Source organism: Roseateles koreensis (genome assembly GCF_028595305.1).
GTDB classification, from domain to species: Bacteria; Pseudomonadota; Gammaproteobacteria; order Burkholderiales; family Burkholderiaceae_C; genus Paucibacter_A; species Paucibacter_A koreensis.
The window spans coordinates 185,783-206,564 of sequence record NZ_JAQQXS010000004.1; the positions used below are offsets into that span (position 1 = coordinate 185,783).

Here is a 20,782-nt window from a genome sequence, read left to right on the forward strand (position 1 = left end):
ACTGGCGCGCTCTGGCGATGGGCGTTTAGTCTTGGGCGAGCAAGGTGGCCAGCTCGGCCGCCGAGCGGATGCCTAACTTTGAAAACACCCGGGCCCGGTGCACTTCCACCGTGCGCATGGAGATGTGCAATTCGTCGGCAACCACTTTGTTGAGTTTGCCCGCCGCGACCAGCAGCATCACCTCACGTTCACGCTCGGTCAGGCTGGCGAGCCGGGCTTGGCGCTCGGCCGCTTGCGCGTCACCCGCGTGCATGGCCGCATCCACACTCAGTGCGTGCAGGAGCCGGTCGGCGAGTGCGTTGTCGCTGTATGGCTTTTCGAGAAAGTCGAACGCTCCTTTCTTCAGCGCATCCACCACCATTGGAATGTCGCCATGCCCGGTGAGAAACAACACCGGGTTGCGCAGGCGCCGGGCCAGCAATTCATCGTGCAGGCGCGTACCTGTCATGGGCTCCATGCGCACGTCCAGCAAAAACACGCCTTGCGGCGGAGCGGCCCGCGCGTCGAGGTGGGCCAGCAGGGCTGGGCCGCTGGCGAACGACTGCACCCGCAAACCCCGGGAGCCAAGCAGAAAGCTCAGGGCATCGCGCACATCGGGGTCATCGTCCACCAGAAAAATTTGACCCATATGGACCGGGGCGGGAGTGTCGGTGCTGCTTGTCATGAGGGGGTACGGTGATGGGTGTCGAGGGGGGGCGGATCGCCGAAATCGAGCGCCTCGCCCGCCTCGGCATTCAAGCTGTCCAGCGGGCGCAAGGGCAGGCTGAACGAGAAGGCCGCGCCACCATCTACGGCCTCGCAGGCGTCCAACACGCCGTGGTGCGCCTCGATGATGGAGCGGCAGATGGCCAACCCCATGCCCATGCCCTCAGCCTTGGTCGAGAAGAAGGGCGCGCACAGGGCCTCGGCGGTTCGGCCGTCGAGACCGGGGCCGTTGTCGCTCACGTCGACACGCAGGAATTCAAGCTCGGGTTTCCCTATGGCTGCCTCCGCTGATGACACCGAAGGCGCCAGCGCTGTGGTTTGGATGTGGCGGCTGCGCAGCACGATGTGGCGGTCGGCGCTACGGGCCTGCAAGGCGTCGCAAGCATTGCGCAGCAGGTTGATCACCACTTGTTCCACCAGGACGGCATCGGCCAACAGCGGCGGCAGGTCTTGCCCTAACTCGAGCGTGAGTGCCACGCCACCACGCTGCAGTTCACGCTGAAGCAGCTCCACGGCATCGCGGATCACCCGGTTCAGTTCACAGGCTTCATGCTGGGGCTCCCGGCGTGTCAAGAAATGGCGGATGCGCTGCACCACGCGTCCGGCTTGCGCGGCCTGGGCACCCAGGCGTTGCAGCGCCCCCATCACAACGGGGTCTTGTACCCCCAGTCGCGCCAGTGAGTTGATAACGCCTGCGTTGTAGCTGGCAATGGCGGTGAGCGGCTGATTCAGCTCGTGCGCCAGCGTGGACGCCACTTCGCCCAACATGGTCAAGCGGGCGTGGTGAGCCAGTGTGTCGATCTGGCGGCGCTCCCGCTCCTCCAGGCGTTTGCGGGCAGTGACGTCGATGATGGACCCCATCCAGCCGATTTGCTGACCGGCGGCGTCGACCAGCGGCGACTCAAACACCATCACGTCCAGAATGTGCCCGTCTTGATGGCGCCAGCGCGCTTCATAGCCTTCGCGCGGCGCGTGGCCCGCAAGGTTGCGGCGGTTGCGTTGCATCACCTCTTCGATGGCGTCGGGTGGCCAATACGGCATCGGCGGGCTGAGCCCCACCAGCCGTTCGGCGGGCAGGCCCACCATGTCGCAAAAGGTGCGATTGACGTACAGCAGCGCGCCATTGGCATCGCGTGCGCGCAGGCCGACGAGTGCGGAGTCTTCCATGGCGCGCCGCCAGGCGGCCTCGGCGCGCCAGGCCGTTTCAGCCCGGGACACCTGCCGCACCTGCCGCCGCAACAGCCAACTGGCGCAGGCCACCAGCGGCAAAAAGCCGGCAATCAAAATCAAGGCCAGGGGGCGCAAGCCGGTGATCTGGGGCTCGCGCAAAGTCAGCTCAAGTGCGGCGTCACTGAGCGGCGCTTCCTCTGCGGCAGGCGCTTCAGGGCCGCTATTGAGCGGGCTGGTGCGGAAGGGGCCGACAAAGCCAACGCGGTAACTGGGGCGTTCGCCCTGAGCGGCGCGCATGGGCCCTTCGGTGATGGAGGCGATCACTTCATCGGCGCTGTCCACCATTTGCACATCGTATTTGCGGGCGAGCCACCAAGGGACGCCGCGTTGCAACAGCAGTGCGGGTGAGTAACGCAGTACCAGTGTGCCGTCCCTCCCGCCCGGGCCGACCGGTTCGCTCAGGTGCAGTGACAGCCCTTGATCGGCAATGTCGCGCTGGCGGGGGCGCGGGCCCTCCGTGGGCGCGGGCAGTTGGGTGAGGACACGGTTGTGTCGGTCGAGCCAGATCACCGACAGCCATAGCCGCCGCAGGCCGGCGTTCATCTCCGGATGGCGGGCCAGCGATTCAGCGGTGGGCGGTTGGCCCTGCATGGCGTCGGCCAATTCGCGCAGATGGGTGCGTTCTTCGCGCAGCTTGGCGCGCAATTGGGCTTCGGTGCTGAGCGCGTCGGAGATCAGCGTCAGGCGTTGGGTCTCGCGCTCATCGATCTCGTTGTTCCGCACCCAGATCAAGACCCCGGCCACAAAAACCAGCGACAGCACCAGGGGCAGGCTCCACAAGGCGCGGCGCCAGGAGGTCGGATGGGGCGGCGCAACCTGGGTGGGGCGGCCGTGAAGCATGGGGGCGGACATGGCGCTCGAAGAGGCTCCGAAAGCGGTGGTGGGCGCCGATTATCGATCCGGGGCCCTGCCGCGCACCGATTTGCCTGGGGTGGGCGCATGTGGAAGTCCACAACTACCCAGCCGCGTCACGGGCTTTCACAATCGCGGCCATTCAGGCTTGGGCGGCTTGCGTGCTTTGTGTGCCTCGTTTGTTGTGGCAACTGATGCGCCGCTTGCCCCCGAGTTCGATGGCTACATACCTAAAACTGGAGACCCTTCATGCGCAATTCCAAGCTGACTGCTCGCCGCCTCACCCTCAGTACCCTGCTGGCTGCGGCTGGCGCAGTGGCGTTCGCGCTGCCCATGGCGGCGCAGGCGCAGGCCCCCATCATCATCAAGTTCAGCCATGTGGTGGCGCCTGACACGCCCAAGGGCAAGGGCGCGCAGCGCTTCAAGGAACTGGCGGAACAGCGCACGGGCGGCAAGGTCAAGATCGAGCTCTACCCCAACAGCCAGCTCTACAAAGACAAAGAAGAGATGGAGGCCCTGCAACTGGGCTCTGTGCAGATGTTGGCGCCTTCGCTGGCCAAGTTCGGCCCCCTGGGCGTGAAGGACTTTGAGGTCTTCGATCTGCCCTTCATCTTCAAGGACCAAGCGGCCTTCCGCGCCGTCACCGAGGGCCCCGTGGGCGCCGATCTGTTCAAGAAGCTTGAGCCCAAGGGCATCAAGGGCCTGGCTTACTGGGACAACGGTTTCCACATCATGAGCGCGAACAAGCCGCTGCACAACGTGGCGGACTTCAAGGGCTTGAAGATGCGCATCCAGTCCAGCAAGGTGCTGGATGCCCAGATGCGTGCCCTGGGTGCGATCCCTCAGGTGATGGCCTTCAGCGAGCTGTATCAGGCGCTGCAGTCCGGCGTGGTGGATGGGTGCGAGGGTGTGCCGTCCAACTTCTATACCCAGAAAACCTACGAGGTGCAAAAGCACACGACGATCTCCAACCACGGCCATCTGGCCTATGCGGTGATTGTCAACAAGAAGTTCTGGGACGGCCTGCCCGCCGACATCCGCACCACGCTGGAGGGCGCGGTCAAAGACGCCACCACCTACGCCAACGCGATTGCCGCCACTGAAAACCAGGTGGCCCTCGACAAGATGCGCGCCAGCGGCAAGACCACCATCTACACACTCACGCCAGCCGAGTCGGCCGAGTGGAAGAAGGCCTTGATGCCGGTGCACAAGGAGATGGAATCACGCGTGGGCAAGGCCACGGTTGAGGCTGTTTACAAGGCAGCCGGCTTCGTGCCTAGCAAGTAAGTCAGACAGCTCGCGCAAAACGGGGTGGCCCAAGTGGCCGCCCCTGGTGCATTCACCGGCCCGGCATTGCCATGTTGGGGTGGCGGGCGCACCGACAGGAGATCTTCATGTTCAATCGAATCCTCAATCACCTCGAGGAGTGGCTCATCACTTTTTTGATGGGCGCTGCTACGTTGGTGATTTTCATGGCGGTGGTGCACCGCTTCGCCTCCGGCGTGCCGTATCTGCAAGACTGGACCATCCGGCTCAATGTCAGCTGGGCGCAGGAGTTATGCATCTATATGTTCGTGTGGATGGCCAAGTTCGGCGCGGCTTACGGTGTGCGCAATGGCACCCACGTGGGCGTGGACGTGCTGGTGCGTGCCTTGCCCAAGAGCAAGGCTAAATACCTGATCATGTTCGGCCTGCTGGCCGGTGCGCTGTTCACCGCCGTGGTGGGCACGCTGGGCGCCACTTTTGTGTGGGAAAACGGCTTCCATTACGCCTTCATGCATGACCTGCTGGGCCGCGACGTGGGCGACGTGCCTGAAGGCCCGACCTCGCCCGACCTTGAATTGCCCACCTGGATTGCCTACTCCTGCGTGCCGCTGGGCTCTTACCTGATGTGCTTCCGCTTTTTGCAAGTGGCCTACGGCTTCTGGACCACGGGTGAAGTACCGCATGCCGACCACGGCGTGAAGGGCGTGGAAGACGACCTCCTGAGCGAGATCGATTCGGCCGCCGCATTGACCGACAAGCAGCCGGGAGCCCGCGCATGAACACCCTCATCATTTTCATGCTGCTGCTGGTGCTCATGCTCACCGGCATGCCGATCAGCATTTCGCTGGGCCTGACGGTCCTGACCTTCTTGTTCACCCTGACGCAGGTGCCGATTGAATCGGTCGCCTTGAAGCTGTTCACAGGGATTGAGAAGTTCGAGATCATGGCGATCCCCTTCTTCATCCTGGCGGGCAACTTCCTCACCCACGGTGGGGTGGCGCGGCGGATGATCAACTTCTGCACCTCCATGATTGGCCATTGGTATGGCGGCATGGGCCTGGCGGGTGTGATGGCCTGCGCGCTGTTCGCTGCCATCTCGGGCTCGTCGGTGGCAACGGTGGTGGCGGTGGGCTCCATCATGCTGCCGGCCATGGTCAAGCAGGGCTATCCCAAGCAATTCGGCGCGGGGGTGATCACCACCTCTGGCGCACTGGGCATCTTGTTTCCGCCGTCGATCAATCTGGTGATCTACGCCATTGCGACGGCAGGCATGAACGCCACCGGCCCGAATGGCGAGCCAGTGGGTTCGGCTTCGGTCGGGCAGTTGTTTCTGGCCGGCATCGTGCCGGGCCTGTGCCTGTCCTTCCTGCTGGGCTTGACCACTTGGTGGCGCGCCAGAAAGTTTGATTACCCGCGCATGCCCAAGGCCACGTGGGGCGAGCGTTGGCACGCGTTCCGTGAAAGCATGTGGGGCCTGCTGCTGATCGTCGTCGTGATCGGCGGCATCTACAGCGGTATGTTCACGCCCACCGAAGCGGCGGCCATGGCGGCGGTCTACGCCTTCTTCATCTCGGTGTTTGTCTACAAGGACCTGAAGCTGTCCGAGGTGCCCAAGTCCTTGCTGAGCGCAGCGGCCATGAGCTCGATGCTGCTGTACATCATCACCAACGCAGTGCTGTTCTCCTTCTTGATGACCAGCGAGCAAATCCCGCAGGCCATGGCCGCATGGATGACCAGCCAGGGTTTCGGCCTGGTGGCGTTCTTGCTGCTGGTCAACGTGATCTTGCTGGCTGCGGGCAATTTCATGGACCCCGCCGCCATCGTGCTGATCATGGCGCCCATTTTGTTCCCGGTGGCTGTCAAGCTGGGCGTGGACCCGGTGCACTTCGGCATCTTGATGGCGGTGAACATGGAGGTTGGCCTGTGCCATCCGCCCGTGGGCTTGAACTTGTATGTGGCTTCGGGCATCACCAAGATGGGCATCACCGAGCTGACCGTGGCGGTGGCGCCGTGGCTGTTGACGATGGTGGCCTTCTTGCTGGTCGTGACCTTCTGGCCCGGCCTGGCGCTGTGGCTGCCGCACCTGCTGATGAAGTGATGTTGTGACATCTTGATGCCGTGATGGCATCATGGCACTCACGCCACCGTTCGGCGTTGCCCGGGGTCTCGATCAGGAGGCCAGGGCAACGCCGAATTTCATTTCTGCGAGTGAAGACATAATTCCGAGAAACAACTGAGTCGGGGCATCTTGTTGCCGGTCCCGGTTCGTCAGGTGAGGTCTTTTTCGGTCGACCCCTTCACGGCAGCAGAGGAAGATGCGCTCTATGCGTTTCTGGCGACGTGAGATTTTTCGACAGCTGTCGTTGGCGCAGCAATTGGGGCTCCAAATCGGGGGCGTGTTCGTGCTGCTCCTGCTCGGCATGGCTGTGATTGCACAGGTTTCCATCGGCCACCTGACCGCCACTCAGCTGCCGCCTTTGCTGGAGCGAAACGTTGCCCTGCGCGCGGCCCAGCAAGGGCAGCTCTTTGCCCAGGCACAAGACAGTGTGACCCGCCTACAGTCGGCTTGGCTGGAGCGCGCGCGGGCAATCCCCGCGACTGCGGTTCGGCCGCGTTTTGATGCCTTGTTTGAGCGTTCTGCGGACGGCGTCTGGCGTGTCAAACCCGCAGCCGTCGATGCCAAGCGCAAGCCCACGTTTTACTTGCAGCATGGACAAGGGCTGAGCGATGACGCCCGGTTGCGCGCGGTGGTCAGCTACGAGTTGTTGGCGGACCAGGGGCCTGCGCTTGTGCCCCCCTTTTTCTCGGCCTATGTTGACTTCGTTGAAAAGGGGTTGATGGTCTTTTCGAACGGCATCGATTGGGGCCGGAGCGCGACGCCAGCGACTGACAATTTCGACTACCCCACCATGCAGGGCTCCGACCCGCGCCGCAACCCGGACCGCAAGAGATTCTGGACCCCCGTTTATTTCGACGGGGAAGCCAAAGTCTGGATGGTGTCGGTCATCCAGCCGCTGGATTGGCAGGGGCGCTGGGTGGGCACGGTCGGTCACGACATCAGTGTGGACGCGTTGTTGAAAATTGAGGCCGATGTCGACGGAGGCAGCGTGCCCATGATCATCAGCGGGGATGGTCATCTGATCGCTCACCCTGATTTGCGCGACCGCATCAGCCGGGCCCAGGGCCAGCTCGCGTTAACGCAGTTGAACGACCCTGTCCTGACGCAGGCCTACCAGCGGGTTATGGCGCAGGGCAATCAAGGTCACGCCGAGTTGACGGCCGACGGCAAGTATTGGGTGGCTTGGGCGCGTATCCCGGGGCCCGATTGGTGGTCGGTCACCGTGCTGCCGCAAGCGGTGATCGATGCCCGCATCCGCACGGGGGTGTATTGGATCGTGCTCGGGGGCTTGCTGGCGCTGACGGCGACTCTGCTGGTGCTACGGCGTGTGATCCGCCGACTGGTGCGGGTGCCGCTGGGCCAGGTGACGCAAGCGGTTGATCAACTGGCGGATCAGTTGGCCCAGAACACCGACCTCGTACCCATCAAGCCCGGCTCCTCCAGTGATTTGCGCCGACTCACTTCGGCGTTCGATGCTTTGGGGGCGCAATTGCTCGCGCGTCAGCGTGAGGCGCAAGCCCAGGCTGCCGCGCTGCAGCATGAAGTAGCGGAGCGGCGCCAGGCCGAGAACGCCGTGCGGGAGTTGAACGCCACGCTGGAGGACCGCGTGCATCGGCGCACCCAGGCCTTGGCGCAGGCGCAGGACGAACTCGTGCGCAAGGAAACGCTGGCCGGCCTGGGTGCCCTGGTGGCCGGCGTGGCCCATGAGCTCAACACCCCCATTGGCAACGGCTTGATTGCCGTGGATACGGCGCACATGGCCGTGTTGGCGGCGCTTGACCAGATTCAGACCACGCCAGTGCGGCGCAGCGAATTGCTGGTCAATCTGAGGCGGGCCGATGAGGGCTTGACCCTGGCGCTTGGCAATTTGCATCGTTCAGCCGGCTTGGTGCGGGATTTCAAGCAAGTGTCCGTGGACAGAGCCAGTTTGCAGCGCCGCTTGTTCAATTTGAAGTCGGTTTGTGAAGAGGTGGTCAAGCTGCTGCCCTATACCTTGGGCGTGGCGCCGCAGGGCCGCTTGGCGCGTGCCGGCATTGAGGTGCAGTTGCGGATACCCGATGACGTTCAAATGGATAGTTATCCTGGCGCATTTGGCCAAGTCCTGAGTAATTTGGTAGAGAACGCCTTTGTGCATGGCTTCGACGGTACGTCGGTGGGTCAGGTGACCATCACCCTTGAATCGGCTGATGAACGCAGCGTGCATCTGAGTGTTGCGGACAACGGCGGCGGCATTTCAGCAGAGCACCAGTCACAGATATTCAACCCCTTCTTCACCACCAAGCTGGGGGCTGGGGGCAGCGGCTTGGGGCTGCATCTTGTGTACAGCTTGGTCAACAATGTGCTGGGCGGCACCATCGAGCTTGAAGCCTCCTCCGATGAGGGCACGGTGTTTCGACTGGTGCTGTCTCGGCTGGCGCCCGGACCCTGAGATTGTCAACACCTGCTAACGGAATATCTCCATGCATATCGGCATCCTGACCGGCGGGGGCGATTGCCCTGGGCTCAATGCGGTGATTCGGGCCGTGACCCTGGCCTTGCTGCAAAACGGCGCGTCTCGGGTGACCGGCATACGGCGTGGCTTTCTGGGCCTCTTGAACCGCGATACAACGGCCTTGGACGCGGCCGCGGTCGCTGGCATCCTTGCTCAGGGCGGCACTATGTTGGGCACCCACAATCGTTGCGACCCGTTTCACTATTTCGGCGCGGGCGGGGCGGACTGCTCTGAGCGTGCGCTGGCCACGGTGCGCCAACTCGGGCTAGACGGCCTGGTGATCATCGGCGGCGATGGCACGATGAATATTGCCCAAGGCTTCGCCCAACTGGGCGTGCCGATTGTTGGCGTGCCCAAGACCATCGACAACGATATCTGCCACAACGAGCGCAGTTTCGGTTTCGACAGCGCCGTGGCGGTGGTGGCCGAAGCCTTGGACCGGCTTGACACCACGGCACGCAGCCATGGCCGCGTGATGATTGTCGAGACCATGGGGCGCTATGCGGGCTGGATTGCCCTGGAAGGCGGCTTGGCCGGCGGCGCGCATCAAATTCTCCTGCCCGAGTTGCCTTACCAGTTGGACGCTGTGGCAGCGCTTTGCCGACAGCGCGAGCAGGCGGACGGGCCCGGCCATACGTTGATCTGCATCGCCGAAGGGGCGCGTGCGCAAGATGGTGATTTGAGTGTGGCGCAAACGCTGGTGGACAGCCCCGACCCGGTGCGCCTGGGTGGGGTCGGGCACTTGTTGGCGCGGCAACTGGCACCTTTGTTGCAAAGCGAGGTGCGTGCCACCTTGCTGGGCCATGTGCAGCGCGGTGGCTCCCCCACGCCCTTTGACCGTGTTTTGGCCACCCGCTTTGGGCATGCCGCCGCGCAGTGCGTTCAGCGGGGTGAGTGGGGCGGCATGGTGGCGCTCGACAAGGGGGACATCATCCGCGTGCCGCTGAGCGCCGTGGCGGGGTGCAGCCGCCCGGTGCCTCTGGGGCATGAACTGCTGGTGGTCGCACGCAGCCTGGGCATCGGGCTTGGCGGGCCGTAATCTTGGGCTTGCGTGCGGCGTGGGTGTTCTGTGGTTGAATTCGCCGACCTTGTCATTGATGACCTTTTCCCGCCATGGATCCTGTTCACGCCATACGTCAGTTCAATCAGGGGCGTGAGCCGGAGCGGCTGCGCTTGAAATACCGCCGCATGCGCGCGGACAGCTTTTCTTTCTTTCGCGGCAGCTGCCATCTTTTTTATGCCGAACTGCCGGCCATCCTTGCCGCCAAGCCCGCGCCAGCGGTTTGGGCCTGTGGCGATTTGCACTTGGAGAACTTTGGTAGCTACAAAGGCGATGATCGCAAGATTACCTTCGACATCAACGACTTTGACGAGGCGGCGCTGCTCCCCGCAAGTTGGGATGCGGTGCGCCTGCTCAGCAGCGTGTTCTTGGCGGCGCCGGGTTTGGGTTTGGACGAGCGCGGCATACAAACGCTGTGTCAGCAATTCCTGATCCACTATGCCAGCGCACTGGCCGACGGGCGTATTTTTCAGATTTCCAACGAAGGCGTGGGGGCCGATGAGGCTGCGCAGTGCGACCCGGTGCGCAAATTGCTGAAGACTTTGGCGGCGCGCAAACGCCAGGACTTTCTGGACAAACGAACCTCGCTGGACCTAGGACAGCGCCGGTTGCGGCTCCAGCCCGACAAGGTGTTGCCGGCCAGTGCCCAGCAGACCGAGGCGGTGCGGGCTTTCATGCAAGGTTTTGCCACCACCCAGCCCGACCCTCACTTCTACAAATTGTTGGATGTGGGGCGGCGGGTTGCGGGCACGGGCAGCCTGGGGATTCAGCGTTATGTGTTACTTGTCGCGGGTAAGGGCTCGCCCGATGGCAACTATCTGCTGGACCTGAAGCAGGCCTTGCCGTCGTCGGTCAGCCCGCGAGCCCCTAACGGTCAGCCCGCGTGGATCGACGAAGCCGAGCGTGTCGTCACCTTGCAGAACCGTTTGCAGGCAAAGCCCATGGCGTTTTTGCGCGCGGTCGAACTGGACGGGCAAGCCTTTGTCTTGCGTGCCCTGCAGCCCACGGAAGATCGGCTCGACCTGCGCAGCGCAAAACTCAAATCCGACGACCTGGAGACCGTGCTGGCGATGATGGGCAAGCTCCTGGCCTGGATGCAACTGCGCGGTGCGGCGTCTCAAGGCGCTGCAGCCTCGGATGAATTGATGGTTTTTGGCCGAGCCGCACCCACATGGCGGGACGACTGGTTGGCCGCGGCGCAGGCCTGTGCAGCGCGGGCGGTTCAAGACTCAGTGGCTTTCAACATGGCCTATGACCAAGGTTTTTTCAATGCGGCCTGACTCTCCTGACTCTGTTTCTTCGGCTCCTTCAGGGCGCTCGGTTCCTGCGTCGTCTGAAGTTGCCGCTGCGCCTGCCAGCCGGGCCACCACCCGCTGGAATGACGGGGTGGCCGGCCTTTGCGTGGCCGGCCTGTTGTTGCCGGAGGCGGTGGCCTATGCGGGCCTGGCGCATTTGCCGGTGTCCCACGGCTTGACGGCCATGTTGGTGGGTTTGGCCTTGTATGCCTTGCTCGGCGGCAGTCGCTTTGCGATTGTTGCGCCCACTTCGTCCACCGCCACTTTGTCTGCTGCGGCCGTGTTGTCTGCGCCTCAGTTGGTGGGCTTAGGCGGTGCCGCGCAGTTTGTGCAGGCAAGCATGGGCTTGGCGCTGCTGGCGGGGGGCTTACTGTGTCTGCTGGCTTGGGCGCGCCAAGGGCAGTTGTCGGCGTTTGTCTCACGCCCGGTGTTGCGCGGTTTTGCGTTTGCGCTGGCGATTTCCATCGTCATCAAGCAATTGCCGGACGCTCTGGGTTTGCAACTCCCGGCGGGTGTGAGCCACGACCCCTTGCAGATCTTGGCCTATGCCTTGACCCATCCGCAGGCTTGGCATGGGCCCAGCGTCGCGGTGGCGGGTGCTGCCGGATTGGCCGTTTTTGTCTTGCGGCGTTGGCCGCGCCTACCGGCCACGTTGTTGGTGATTGTTGTGGCCATTTGGGCGGCCCATGGGTTTGATCTTCAATCCCTGGGCGTGGCGGAGGTGGGGGCGGTGGAGGCGCCGCAGTTCAAACCGGCCTGGCCGACGTTGACGATGTCCGTGTGGTTACAACTCGCTGAACTGGCCTTCGGTTTGGTGGTGCTGATCTTTGCCGAGTCCTGGGGCAGCATGCGCTCGCTGGCCCTGGCCCACGGCGATACCCTCAATCCGGACCGCGAATTGCTGGTGCTGGGGGCCTGCAATATGGCCTCCGCACTGCTGCAAGGCATGCCCGTTGGCGCGGGCTTCTCGGCCAGTGCCGCCAATGCATCTGCGGGGGCGGTGAGCCGCTGGGCCGGCTTTGTCGCGCTGCTCGCCAGCGCACTGGCGCTGTGGTTGGCGCTGCCCAGCCTGCATGCGCTGCCCCGCCCGGTGTTGGCGGTGGCTGTCATCACAGCCTTGGTCCATGCGCTCAATCCCCGGCCGCTGTTGCAACTCTGGCGCATGAACCGAGACCGCGTGCTGTTGCTGGCCGCCGGTTTGGCGGTCTTGGTTTTCGGCGTGTTGCACGGCATGTTGGCCGCGATTGCCTTGTCCCTGGTTGTGGCGCTGCGCCGCTTCAGCCAGCCGGTGGTTCATGAATTGGTTGAAATGGGGCAGACCCGCAACTTTGTGGTGCTCACCCCCAGCAATGCGGCCGCAGTGGTGCCCAGTTTGCTGGTGCTGCGCCCGGAAGAGCCGCTCTTTTTCGCGAGTGCAGAACGAGTGGTTGCTGATGTCATGGGTCGGGTGCGCGGGCGCGACGGGCTGCTCTGCGTGATTCTGAGCCTGGAGGAAAGCTCAGACCTGGACAGCACCGCCGTCGAGTGTTTGCTGGAACTGGACCAGCGCTTGCGCAGCCGTGGCGTCACCCTGGTGCTGTCACGGGTGAAGGAGGCGGTGCGCGAGTTATTGACCCGCTGGGACCCGCAAGGTCTTGGCGCGCCGGAGCGAATGTTCTGGAGCGTGGCCGACGCGGTGGCCGGCAGCCTCAAGCCGGCAAACCGCGCGTAGGACCTTCAGGGTTTCAGAAAGTTTCCCAATCACCGTCAGCCTGCTGAGATGCCGGGGCCGGCGCAGCGCGCGGTGCCGCGGCCACGCGGGTCGGCGCAGGTGTGGGTTTAGTCCGGGTGTCGCTGGATGTATTGGCGGTGGCCGTCGCTGTCGGGCGCGCAGGCACATTGGCGGGTGCCCTTGGCGTGATGGCACGCGCTGTCGGCGCTGGGGCTTGCCGTGGCGCCATGGCGCTTGCTGTGGGCGTTATCACCGCAGCTGATCGTCCCGCTGTGCCGGCACTGCTCTGCAGCTTGAAGCCGCTCATCAAGGTGGCCAGTTTGCCGGCTTGCTCCCGCAGTGACTCAGCGGCGGCGGCGCTTTGCTCGACCAGGGCGGCGTTTTGCTGGGTCATTTGATCAAGCTGGCTGACAGAGCCGTTCACCGATCCGATGCCGTCGCTTTGCTCCACCGTACTGGCGCGAATTTCTCCGATGATGTCGCCCACCTTGCCGACGCTGGAAACAATTTCCTCCATCGTGCTGCCGGCGTTCTGGACCAGCCGGGCACCGGCCTCGACGCGCTCCACGCTGGCGCCGATCAAGGTCTTGATTTCGCGGGCGGCTTCCGCTGAACGTTGGGCCAGGGATCGCACTTCACCCGCCACCACCGCAAAGCCGCGGCCCTGCTCGCCGGCTCGGGCCGCTTCCACTGCGGCATTCAAGGCCAGGATATTGGTCTGGAAGGCGATGCCATCGATCACGCCGATGATTTCGCTGATCTTGCGCGAGCTGGTGTTGATTTCGTCCATGGTCGCTACCACTTCGCCCACCACCTCACCGCCGCGCTGGGCCACTTGTGCGGCGCTATTGGCCAGGCTGTTGGCGGTGGCGGCGTTGTCGGCGCTTTGGCGTACCGTGCCTGTCAACTGGCTCATGGCCGTTGCGGCCTGCTGCAAGTTGGAGGCGGTCTGCTCGGTGCGCTGGCTCAAGTCCAGGTTGCCGCTGGCGATTTCGCTGCTGGCGGTTTGTATGCTGTCCGTGCTGTGCCGCACTTCGCTGACGACGCGGTTCAAGCCGTCTTGCATGCCACTCAGGGAGCGTTGCACATCACCGATTTCATCATTGCGGTTGACCTCGATGGGCACACTCAGGTCGCCGCCGCCAATGCGCTCTGCCTGCCGTGCGAGACGGTTCAAGGGGCTGGTGATGGAGCGGCTGAGGAAGTAGGTGGAAATGGCCAGACCGATGACGATGGCAACCATCACTGCTGACACCGACCAGACGGTGCGCATGCGTTGCGCGGCGGCGCTCTCGCGGGCCGCCAGCGAGCGTTCTTCTTCGAGTTTGACGAAGTGTTGCTGTGCGTCCAGGTACACATCGATGGCCGGTTGCATGCGCGAGGTCAGGGCGGTCATGGCACCTGCCATATCGCCATCAGCCTTCAGCTTATTGACTTCGCCGCGGATGCCAATGTAGGCACTGCGCGCTTGCGCAATTTTGGCCATGGCGCTCTTCTCTGCGTCGTCGGTGACCAGGCTTTCGAGTGTTTTCTGGATATCGTTGACGGCGATGGCCGTCGCCGCAATTTCTGGCTTGAAGTGTTGGACCACCACTGGGTCGCCGCTGAGCACGCCGGCGTAGGTGCGGGCGGCATTCAGCTCCGTCATGCCGCGCCAGCGCAGGGCCAACTCGAAAATGGATTGTTGCTGCGCCTGCGAGACCAGGGACGTGGAAATCAGCGACTGCGTGCGCGTGTAGGTGACCGTGGTCATCAAGGTCACAAAGATGGCCAGTGCGGCGACGGGCAACCAGAGCTTGGTGGAAATGGTGAGGGATTTCATGGCACTTTCCAACTTTTATCGTTTCATTTATGGAGATTGGAATGGCGGGTCGCCGCGCTTGTCTCTTCAGCAGATTTTCGGTGTCATGTCATGTGCGATACAACGCAAAGACACCGGCCGTTTTGAGGATAACGTTCAAACTGCACACCATATGGCAATGAAGCGCCGCTCCTGCCCGCTACTTTTGCGTTTTCAATGCAGTCTTCAGATTTTTTGCCCTGGGCGCAGATGCTTGGGTTCAAGCTGTTAGGCTGCGCTCATTTGTCAGCTTTTCGCCTGCCACCATGAGCTTCTTGGCCATTGACATCGGGAACACGCGCTTGAAATGGGCGCTCTATGCCGCCCCCCAACCCGGGGCTGCGTTGTTGGCGCATGGCGCAGTTTTTCTTGAAAACATTGAGCAGTTGGCTGAAAGCGATTGGCGCAAGCTTCCGGTGCCGCACAGTGTGCTGGGCTGCAATGTGGCCGGGGACGCAATGCGTCGCCGCGTTGAAGAGCAGTTGGAACTGTGGGACGTTGAGCCGCGCTGGGTGGTTTCCAGCGCCCATGCTGGTGGCGTGATCAACGGCTATGACCATCCCGGCCGCTTGGGCGTGGACCGATTTGTGGCCTTGATCGGCGCCCGCTGGCATGTGATGCAGCGGTGCAAGGCTGAGCAACCCGGGCGAGCCGCGCTGGTGGTGATGGTTGGCACCGCAGTCACCGTCGATGCACTGGACGAGCATGGCCGATTTTTGGGTGGTTTGATCTTGCCCGGCCACGGCATCATGCTGCGCGCCCTGGAGGGTGGCACGGCTGGCTTGCGCGTGCCCACGGGTGAAGTGAGTGAGTTCCCCACCAACACGTCCGACGCATTGACCAGCGGCGGTACATACGCAATCACCGGTGCCATTGAGCGCATGCATCGGCATTTGCATAAGCGGGTGGGTCACACGCCGCTGACCTTGATGACCGGGGGCGCGGGCTGGAAGGTGTCGCCCACCCTGGAGATTCCGCATGAGTTGGTGGACTCATTGATCTTCGAAGGTATGTTGGCGCTGCAGTCGCACCGGCTGGCGTTGTAGCCGCCCGCGCCGACGGTGCGCTCAATAAGGGCGGGCACGTCATAGGTTTTGGGGACGGAGCGGTTGAGGCTGTCCGCCTAGACTGAGTCACCGCCAGTTCCCAGCACCAAGGAGGTTGACATGCTTTCCTGTACCTGCTGCATCGTTCCCCAGGATGTGCTTAATCGTTTTGCAAACGACAAGAAATTGGCGCCTGAGTTGCGCAAGGCCGCTGCAGAGTCGGCCCGCCTATCGGCCGCTTTGCGCAGCCTGCGTGTGCAGGCCGGCGCCTTGACCGCTGTGAGTCAGGGCATGGGGGCCCACATCGCCGAACTGGCCGCATCGCCGAAGGTGACGGTGTACGACTGCAAAGGCACCCAGACCTTGCCCGGCACGCCAGTGCCCAGCCCCAAGACCTCCAAAGACAGCACCGCCCAAACCAGTTTTGCCGAAACCACCGGGGTCGCCGCGTTTTACAAAAAGGTCTTTGCCCGGAACTCTATCGACAACGCGGGCATGACGATGATGTCGTCCGTCCACTACGGCAAGCACTACAACAACGCCATGTGGAATGGCCTGCAGATGGTGTACGGCGACGGCGATGGCAAGCTGTTTCTCGACTTCACCAAGGGCCATGATGTCATCGGGCATGAATTGACCCATGGCGTGACACAACACAGCCTGCAACTGGGCTATAGCGGCGACGCTGGGGGGCTCAACGAGAGCTTGTCTGATTGTTTTGGCAGCATGTTCAAGCAGTGGGAGGCGGGGCAGGACGCGCATACCGCCGACTGGTTGATTGGTGCCGACATCATGGGCCCTGTGGCCAAGAGCAAGGGCTATAGCTGCCTGCGCAATATGGCCAATCCGGCCGACAAGTCGGCGCTGGCGGCTCAGCCCACGCAATACGGGCAATTGACCCCGGGCATGGACCCGCACTACAGCAGTGGCCCGCCCAATCTGGCCTTTTGCACTGCCTGTGTGACCCTGGGCGGCAAGAGTTGGGAGAAAATCGGCCAAGTCTGGTACGCCGCCCTGACCACCTCCGGCGCAAACCCCACCATGAGCATGCCGCAGTTTGCCGCTCGCACCCGGCAGGTGGCCAGTCAGCTGTTTTCCGGGCAGGCGGTGGTCCTGGCTGCTGTCGACAAGGGTTGGAAGCTAGTGGGTTTGTAGGCGAAATTTTCAGTTGAACTGGCGAACGATCCAGCAATCTGTGGGACTTGCCGCTTGATCAAGAAAAATTTTTCTGCGGATGCAGCCTTGCTTGACAGTGAACGGCTGACGCTTGAGCGCCTGGGTGGTCTTGCCGGTTTTGGCCTGCCTGGCTCGCGTTTGCGCAGCCGGGGCGAGTTGGTGGTGGCCGAACTGTCGGCCGCTGACAAGCTGCAGGTTGCGGCGCTTTTTGCTGCGCATCAGCAGACTTCAGTCGCCTGCGCTATCCCGCCCGATGCCTTTCGTTACCGTCTGACGCGTCACGGTGAGCCAGCGCGGGCTGTGAGCATCGAGTTACAAGAGGCTCAAGTTCCTTCGGTACTGCGCGATTGTGTTCAGGACGAGCTTCTTTGACCCCTCGGTTTCCTTGGGCTGCCCTGTGTGGTTTTGTTGCTTTGTCGTCTTGCCATCGAGGCCACCCGCATTTGCGCGAAAATCACCGATTCTGCGCAAGCAAATGACCACGAGATGGTTAACCGGAGCCCCCGTCGCGCAGGCCCCGACCCACCCTCGCCAACGACATCAGGATGATCATGACCGAAGCAAGCCCCGCCACTACCAAGCCGCCTATCCCCGACCGCCTGGCCATTGACCCCCGCAGCCCGCATCACAACGCGGCTGTCTTTGAGCACGAGATTGGCATTCGCCTGAACGACAAAGAGCGTTTCGACGTTGAAGAATACTGTGTCAGCGAAGGCTGGGTGATGGTGGCCGCAGCCAAGACCCGCGACCGCAAAGGCCGGCCTCTCATGATGAAGATCAAGGGCAAGGTCGAAGCGTTCTACCGCTGAACCTTGTTGCAGCACCTTGCAGCACTCCGACACGATTGACAACAAGATGACGGCCAGCCATTCCTTACACGCAAATGACCACGCAAATGCGGGTCATTCCCACGGTCATGGGCATGGCCACGGCCACCACCACCACGGCGACCCTGCCAACCATGGCCGCGCCTTTTTGGTGGCCATTGTGCTCAATAGCCTGTTTGTGGTGCTGGAGTTCGGCTATGGCTTTGTCGCTAATTCCACCGCCTTGATGGCGGATGCCGGGCACAACCTGTCTGATGTTCTGGGCTTGTTGATGGCCTGGATGGCCACGCTGCTGGCGCGCAAGACGCCCAGCGAGCGCTACACCTACGGCTTGCGCAGCACGTCCATTCTGGCTGCGCTGGGCAATGCGGTGTTGTTGTTCGTGGCCTGCGGTGCGATTGCCCTGGAGGCGGTGCAGCGGTTTTCATCGCCCCCTCCGGTAGCCGGCATGACGGTGATTCTGGTGGCCGCAGCGGGCATTGTGGTGAACGGCTTTTCCGCATGGCTCTTCATGCGTGGCAGCAAGGATGATCTGAATATTCGCGGCGCTTATCTGCACATGGCGGCGGATGCCGCGGTGTCTTTGGGCGTAGTGCTGGCGGGTGCCGCCATTTTGTATACCGGTTGGAACTGGCTGGATGCCGCGCTCAGTCTGGTGATTGTGGCCGTTATTTTGTGGGGAACCTGGGGCCTGTTGAGAGAAGCCGTGCACCTGGCCCTGGATGCTGTGCCCGCCCATATCGATGCGGCTGCAGTGCTGGCCTATCTGGCGGAGCAACCGGGCGTTCGTGATGTGCATGACCTGCACATCTGGGGTATGAGCACGACCGAGACGGCCTTGACCGCGCACCTCGTCATGCCTGCGGGTTACCCGGGCGATGGGCCGATTGACGCCATTGCCCAAGGGCTGCGGCAACGCTTCAGCATCCTGCACAGCACCTTGCAGGTGGAACTGGGTGAGATTGCCCACCCGACCTGCGCCCTCCACCCCGGGGCCGTGCCGGGCAAGGTGGCGCGGCAGGATTCGGACCACGACCACGACCACGACCACGACCATGGGCACAAGCACGGTCCCGCGTGCGATCACGGTCATGGGCACTGAGTCGGCGCACCTGGAGCCCTCGGTGCGCTTGCACGGGCGCCGGCGTGGCCTGAGCCTGCAGCGCTTGATGCGGGCGCGGCCCCGCTTGTTTTTGGCCGGGCTCGTTGCCGTCTTGGTGGGCTTGTTCATGCCGGCCGAGGTAGCTACCCACGTCGTTACCCGTGGTTTGATCGTCTGGAACACCGGGTCCACTCTCTACGTGCTGCTGGCCGGCGTGATGATGATGCGCTCGGATCAGGCGCATATGCATGGCCGGGCCCAGCATCAAGACGACGGGCAACTCTTCATCATGGTGATGGTGTTTGTCTCTGCCCTTGCCAGCCTGGGCGCCATTGCCTTTGAGTTGGCGGTGGTCAAGGACATGCATGGCGTGTTGAAGACGGTACACATCGCCCTGGCGGGTTACACGGTGCTGGCCTCATGGGCCTTCATCCAGGTTATGTTTGCCTTGCACTATGCGCACGAGTACTACGCAGCCGTGCAATGTGGGCAGCCGGGCGGCTTGCTTTTTCCGACCGCCAGCGGCGGGGCGGATGAGTTGCCCGACTATGGTGATTTCTTCTACTTCGCCGCCGTCATCGGCACTTCAGGCCAGACGGCAGATGTATCCTTCACGGCCAAGCACCTGCGCCGCATCGGCACCTTGCACTGCATCCTGGCCTATTTGTTCAACACCACGGTGCTGGCCTTGTTGATCAATATTGGGGCCGGCTTGTTCTGATCAGGCGCTGCGGCTGAGCAGACCACGCAGCCTCTGCAGCTTGGGCGTTACGACCGGAATGGTCAGCATGGTGCTGGCCAGTGCCATCAGCAGCAATGCTGTGAAGGTGGCGCTGGTGACGATTTGCTTGTCCAGCAGAATGTTGACGAAGATGATCATGATCAGCGCCTTGGTTTGCAAGAGCCAGCCGATCAACGAGGCCTCGCCGCGTTGCCATCCCAAAATAGCGCCCGCCATGCGCACCCCCAGCAGCTTGCCGGCCACCGAGGCCAGCAGCAGCAGCGCGGCCACGATGAACACACTCGCGCCGCCCACCTCCCAACTGGTGCGCAGCCCGGTGCTCAGGAAGAAGACCGGCATCACCACCAGCAAGACGTTATGGCGCAGGCTGTCCATCTGCTGTTGATCGAACCAATGCGCGTCAATGACGGCGCCCGCCAGAAAGGCGCCCACCATGAAGTGCAGCCCCGACCAATCGGCGCCAAAGGCGCAGGCCGCCAGCCAGATCAGGCCCACGTACCAGCGATCTTGAGTGGGTAGTCGCACCATTAATTTCCGTACGGCCCATGCGGCCAGCGCAAAGGTGCCAATGAAAAAGGCTTGGCGGCCCACACGGTGCCAGTCCATGAGAATCAGGGCCAACACGCCCCAGATGGCGATGTCGTCCACGCTGGCATAGCGCAAGATGCGCTGCCCGATCGGCTGGCGAAGGACTTCGAGTTTCTCCATCAGCAAGATCAGGATGGGCAGCGCAGTCACCGCGCACGACATGCCCACGCCGGCCACAAATTGCCAGTCCAACGCCTTCGGGCCCATCCAGCCGGGCAACCCCAGCAAGAGCAGCGCGGCGGCGCTGCCCAGCAGCAAAGGCACACCCAAAGCCAGGCCGGCGGTGATGCCGCTCTCGCGTCGGTGCAGCCACGCCGCTTTGAGGTCCAGTTCAATCCCCGCAATCCAGACAAACAGCATCACGGCCCACCAGGCAATGCCCGTGAGCGACTGCACCACCGCAGGGTTGAAGACGAAGCTGTAATAGCTCGGAAATGCCGCGCCCAGCACGCCCGGGCCCAGCAAGATGCCCGTGATGATCTGTATCACCACCAGGGGGGCGAAATACTCGGTTCGACCCAGCCGCCAGGCCAGGTAAGGCACGGTCAGAATGATCAGCATTGCGAGCAGAAAAATTTCTGCGGTGGACATGTGCATTTTCAGCAAACCTTTGTGCATACTGGGGCGCGATTGTGGCGGTGAAACTTGGCGTAACAATCGTTTCGTCTGACTTTTTTCAACGGTTTTCGCACCGCCTTCTTTGTGTTTTTTCGCTTCTTTCCATCCAACCAA

17 protein-coding genes are annotated in these 20,782 nt (G+C 62.8%); 13 read left to right on the top strand and 4 right to left on the bottom strand.

Annotated elements, in window-relative coordinates; translation table 11 throughout:
* Window positions 1–25 precede the first annotated feature (25 nt).
* The gene (locus tag PRZ01_RS05840) at window positions 26–664 is read right to left on the bottom strand and encodes a response regulator transcription factor (protein WP_273595828.1); all 639 of its coding nucleotides are present in this window, start codon (window positions 662–664) and stop codon (window positions 26–28) included.
* Window positions 661–2,787, bottom strand: a complete 2,127-nt coding sequence (locus tag PRZ01_RS05845) for a sensor histidine kinase (RefSeq protein ID WP_273595829.1) — start codon at window positions 2,785–2,787, stop codon at window positions 661–663. Before PRZ01_RS05845 ends, PRZ01_RS05840 begins: the two co-directional genes overlap by 4 nt.
* Window positions 2,788–3,036: 249 nt before the next feature.
* On the opposite strand from PRZ01_RS05845, the gene PRZ01_RS05850 reads away from it, so the two are divergent.
* The 7 genes from PRZ01_RS05850 to PRZ01_RS05880 all read left to right on the top strand — a co-directional run bounded on the left by PRZ01_RS05850 (window position 3,037) and on the right by PRZ01_RS05880 (window position 12,729).
* Window positions 3,037–4,074, top strand: coding sequence for a TRAP transporter substrate-binding protein (locus PRZ01_RS05850; RefSeq protein WP_409993808.1), 1,038 nt, complete (start codon window positions 3,037–3,039; stop codon window positions 4,072–4,074).
* 107 nt (window positions 4,075–4,181) lie between these two features.
* The gene (locus tag PRZ01_RS05855; protein WP_273595830.1) at window positions 4,182–4,832 is read left to right on the top strand and encodes a TRAP transporter small permease; all 651 of its coding nucleotides are present in this window, start codon (window positions 4,182–4,184) and stop codon (window positions 4,830–4,832) included.
* Window positions 4,829–6,151 carry a TRAP transporter large permease gene (locus PRZ01_RS05860; protein WP_273595831.1) on the top strand — a complete coding sequence of 441 codons (1,323 nt, stop codon included), beginning with the start codon at window positions 4,829–4,831 and terminating at the stop codon, window positions 6,149–6,151. Before PRZ01_RS05855 ends, PRZ01_RS05860 begins: the two co-directional genes overlap by 4 nt.
* A 226-nt stretch (window positions 6,152–6,377) precedes the next feature.
* Entirely contained in the window at window positions 6,378–8,600 is a 2,223-nt protein-coding gene (locus PRZ01_RS05865) for a sensor histidine kinase (protein ID WP_273595832.1), read from the top strand.
* A 31-nt stretch (window positions 8,601–8,631) separates the two neighbouring features.
* On the top strand, window positions 8,632–9,702 hold the full coding sequence (locus PRZ01_RS05870; protein WP_273595833.1) for a 6-phosphofructokinase: 1,071 nt from the start codon (window positions 8,632–8,634) through the stop codon (window positions 9,700–9,702).
* Window positions 9,703–9,776: 74 nt separating this feature from the next.
* Complete coding sequence (locus PRZ01_RS05875; protein WP_273595834.1) at window positions 9,777–11,003, top strand: DUF2252 domain-containing protein; 1,227 nt, start codon at window positions 9,777–9,779, stop codon at window positions 11,001–11,003.
* A complete protein-coding gene (locus tag PRZ01_RS05880; protein WP_273595835.1) occupies window positions 10,993–12,729 on the top strand; it encodes a SulP family inorganic anion transporter in 1,737 nt (578 codons plus the stop codon). The genes PRZ01_RS05875 and PRZ01_RS05880 overlap by 11 nt, the downstream gene beginning before the upstream one ends.
* A gap of 13 nt (window positions 12,730–12,742) precedes the next feature.
* Here the strand turns inward: PRZ01_RS05880 and PRZ01_RS05885 are convergent, their stop codons facing one another.
* Window positions 12,743–14,551 (bottom strand): methyl-accepting chemotaxis protein, encoded by a 1,809-nt coding sequence (locus PRZ01_RS05885; RefSeq protein ID WP_273595836.1) that lies wholly within the window; start codon window positions 14,549–14,551, stop codon window positions 12,743–12,745.
* A gap of 284 nt (window positions 14,552–14,835) precedes the next feature.
* Between PRZ01_RS05885 and PRZ01_RS05890 the strand changes: the two genes are divergently transcribed.
* The 6 genes from PRZ01_RS05890 (at window position 14,836) to PRZ01_RS05915 (ending at window position 19,441) form a co-directional block, all read left to right on the top strand.
* A complete protein-coding gene (locus PRZ01_RS05890; RefSeq protein ID WP_273595837.1) occupies window positions 14,836–15,615 on the top strand; it encodes a type III pantothenate kinase in 780 nt (259 codons plus the stop codon).
* Window positions 15,616–15,735: 120 nt separating this feature from the next.
* Complete coding sequence (locus tag PRZ01_RS05895) at window positions 15,736–16,770, top strand: M4 family metallopeptidase (RefSeq protein ID WP_273595838.1); 1,035 nt, start codon at window positions 15,736–15,738, stop codon at window positions 16,768–16,770.
* 54 nt (window positions 16,771–16,824) lie between these two features.
* Window positions 16,825–17,163, top strand: a complete 339-nt coding sequence (locus PRZ01_RS05900; protein ID WP_273595839.1) for a protealysin inhibitor emfourin — start codon at window positions 16,825–16,827, stop codon at window positions 17,161–17,163.
* Window positions 17,164–17,342: 179 nt separating this feature from the next.
* Window positions 17,343–17,600: a DUF3297 family protein gene (locus tag PRZ01_RS05905; protein WP_273595840.1), complete on the top strand. Its 258-nt coding sequence runs from the start codon at window positions 17,343–17,345 to the stop codon at window positions 17,598–17,600.
* A gap of 46 nt (window positions 17,601–17,646) precedes the next feature.
* Window positions 17,647–18,720, top strand: a complete 1,074-nt coding sequence (locus tag PRZ01_RS05910; protein WP_273595841.1) for a cation diffusion facilitator family transporter — start codon at window positions 17,647–17,649, stop codon at window positions 18,718–18,720.
* Complete coding sequence (locus PRZ01_RS05915; protein ID WP_273595842.1) at window positions 18,674–19,441, top strand: DUF1345 domain-containing protein; 768 nt, start codon at window positions 18,674–18,676, stop codon at window positions 19,439–19,441. The genes PRZ01_RS05910 and PRZ01_RS05915 overlap by 47 nt, the downstream gene beginning before the upstream one ends.
* Here the strand turns inward: PRZ01_RS05915 and PRZ01_RS05920 are convergent, their stop codons facing one another.
* Window positions 19,442–20,641, bottom strand: a complete 1,200-nt coding sequence (locus PRZ01_RS05920) for a cation:proton antiporter (protein WP_409993809.1) — start codon at window positions 20,639–20,641, stop codon at window positions 19,442–19,444.
* Window positions 20,642–20,782 lie beyond the last annotated feature (141 nt).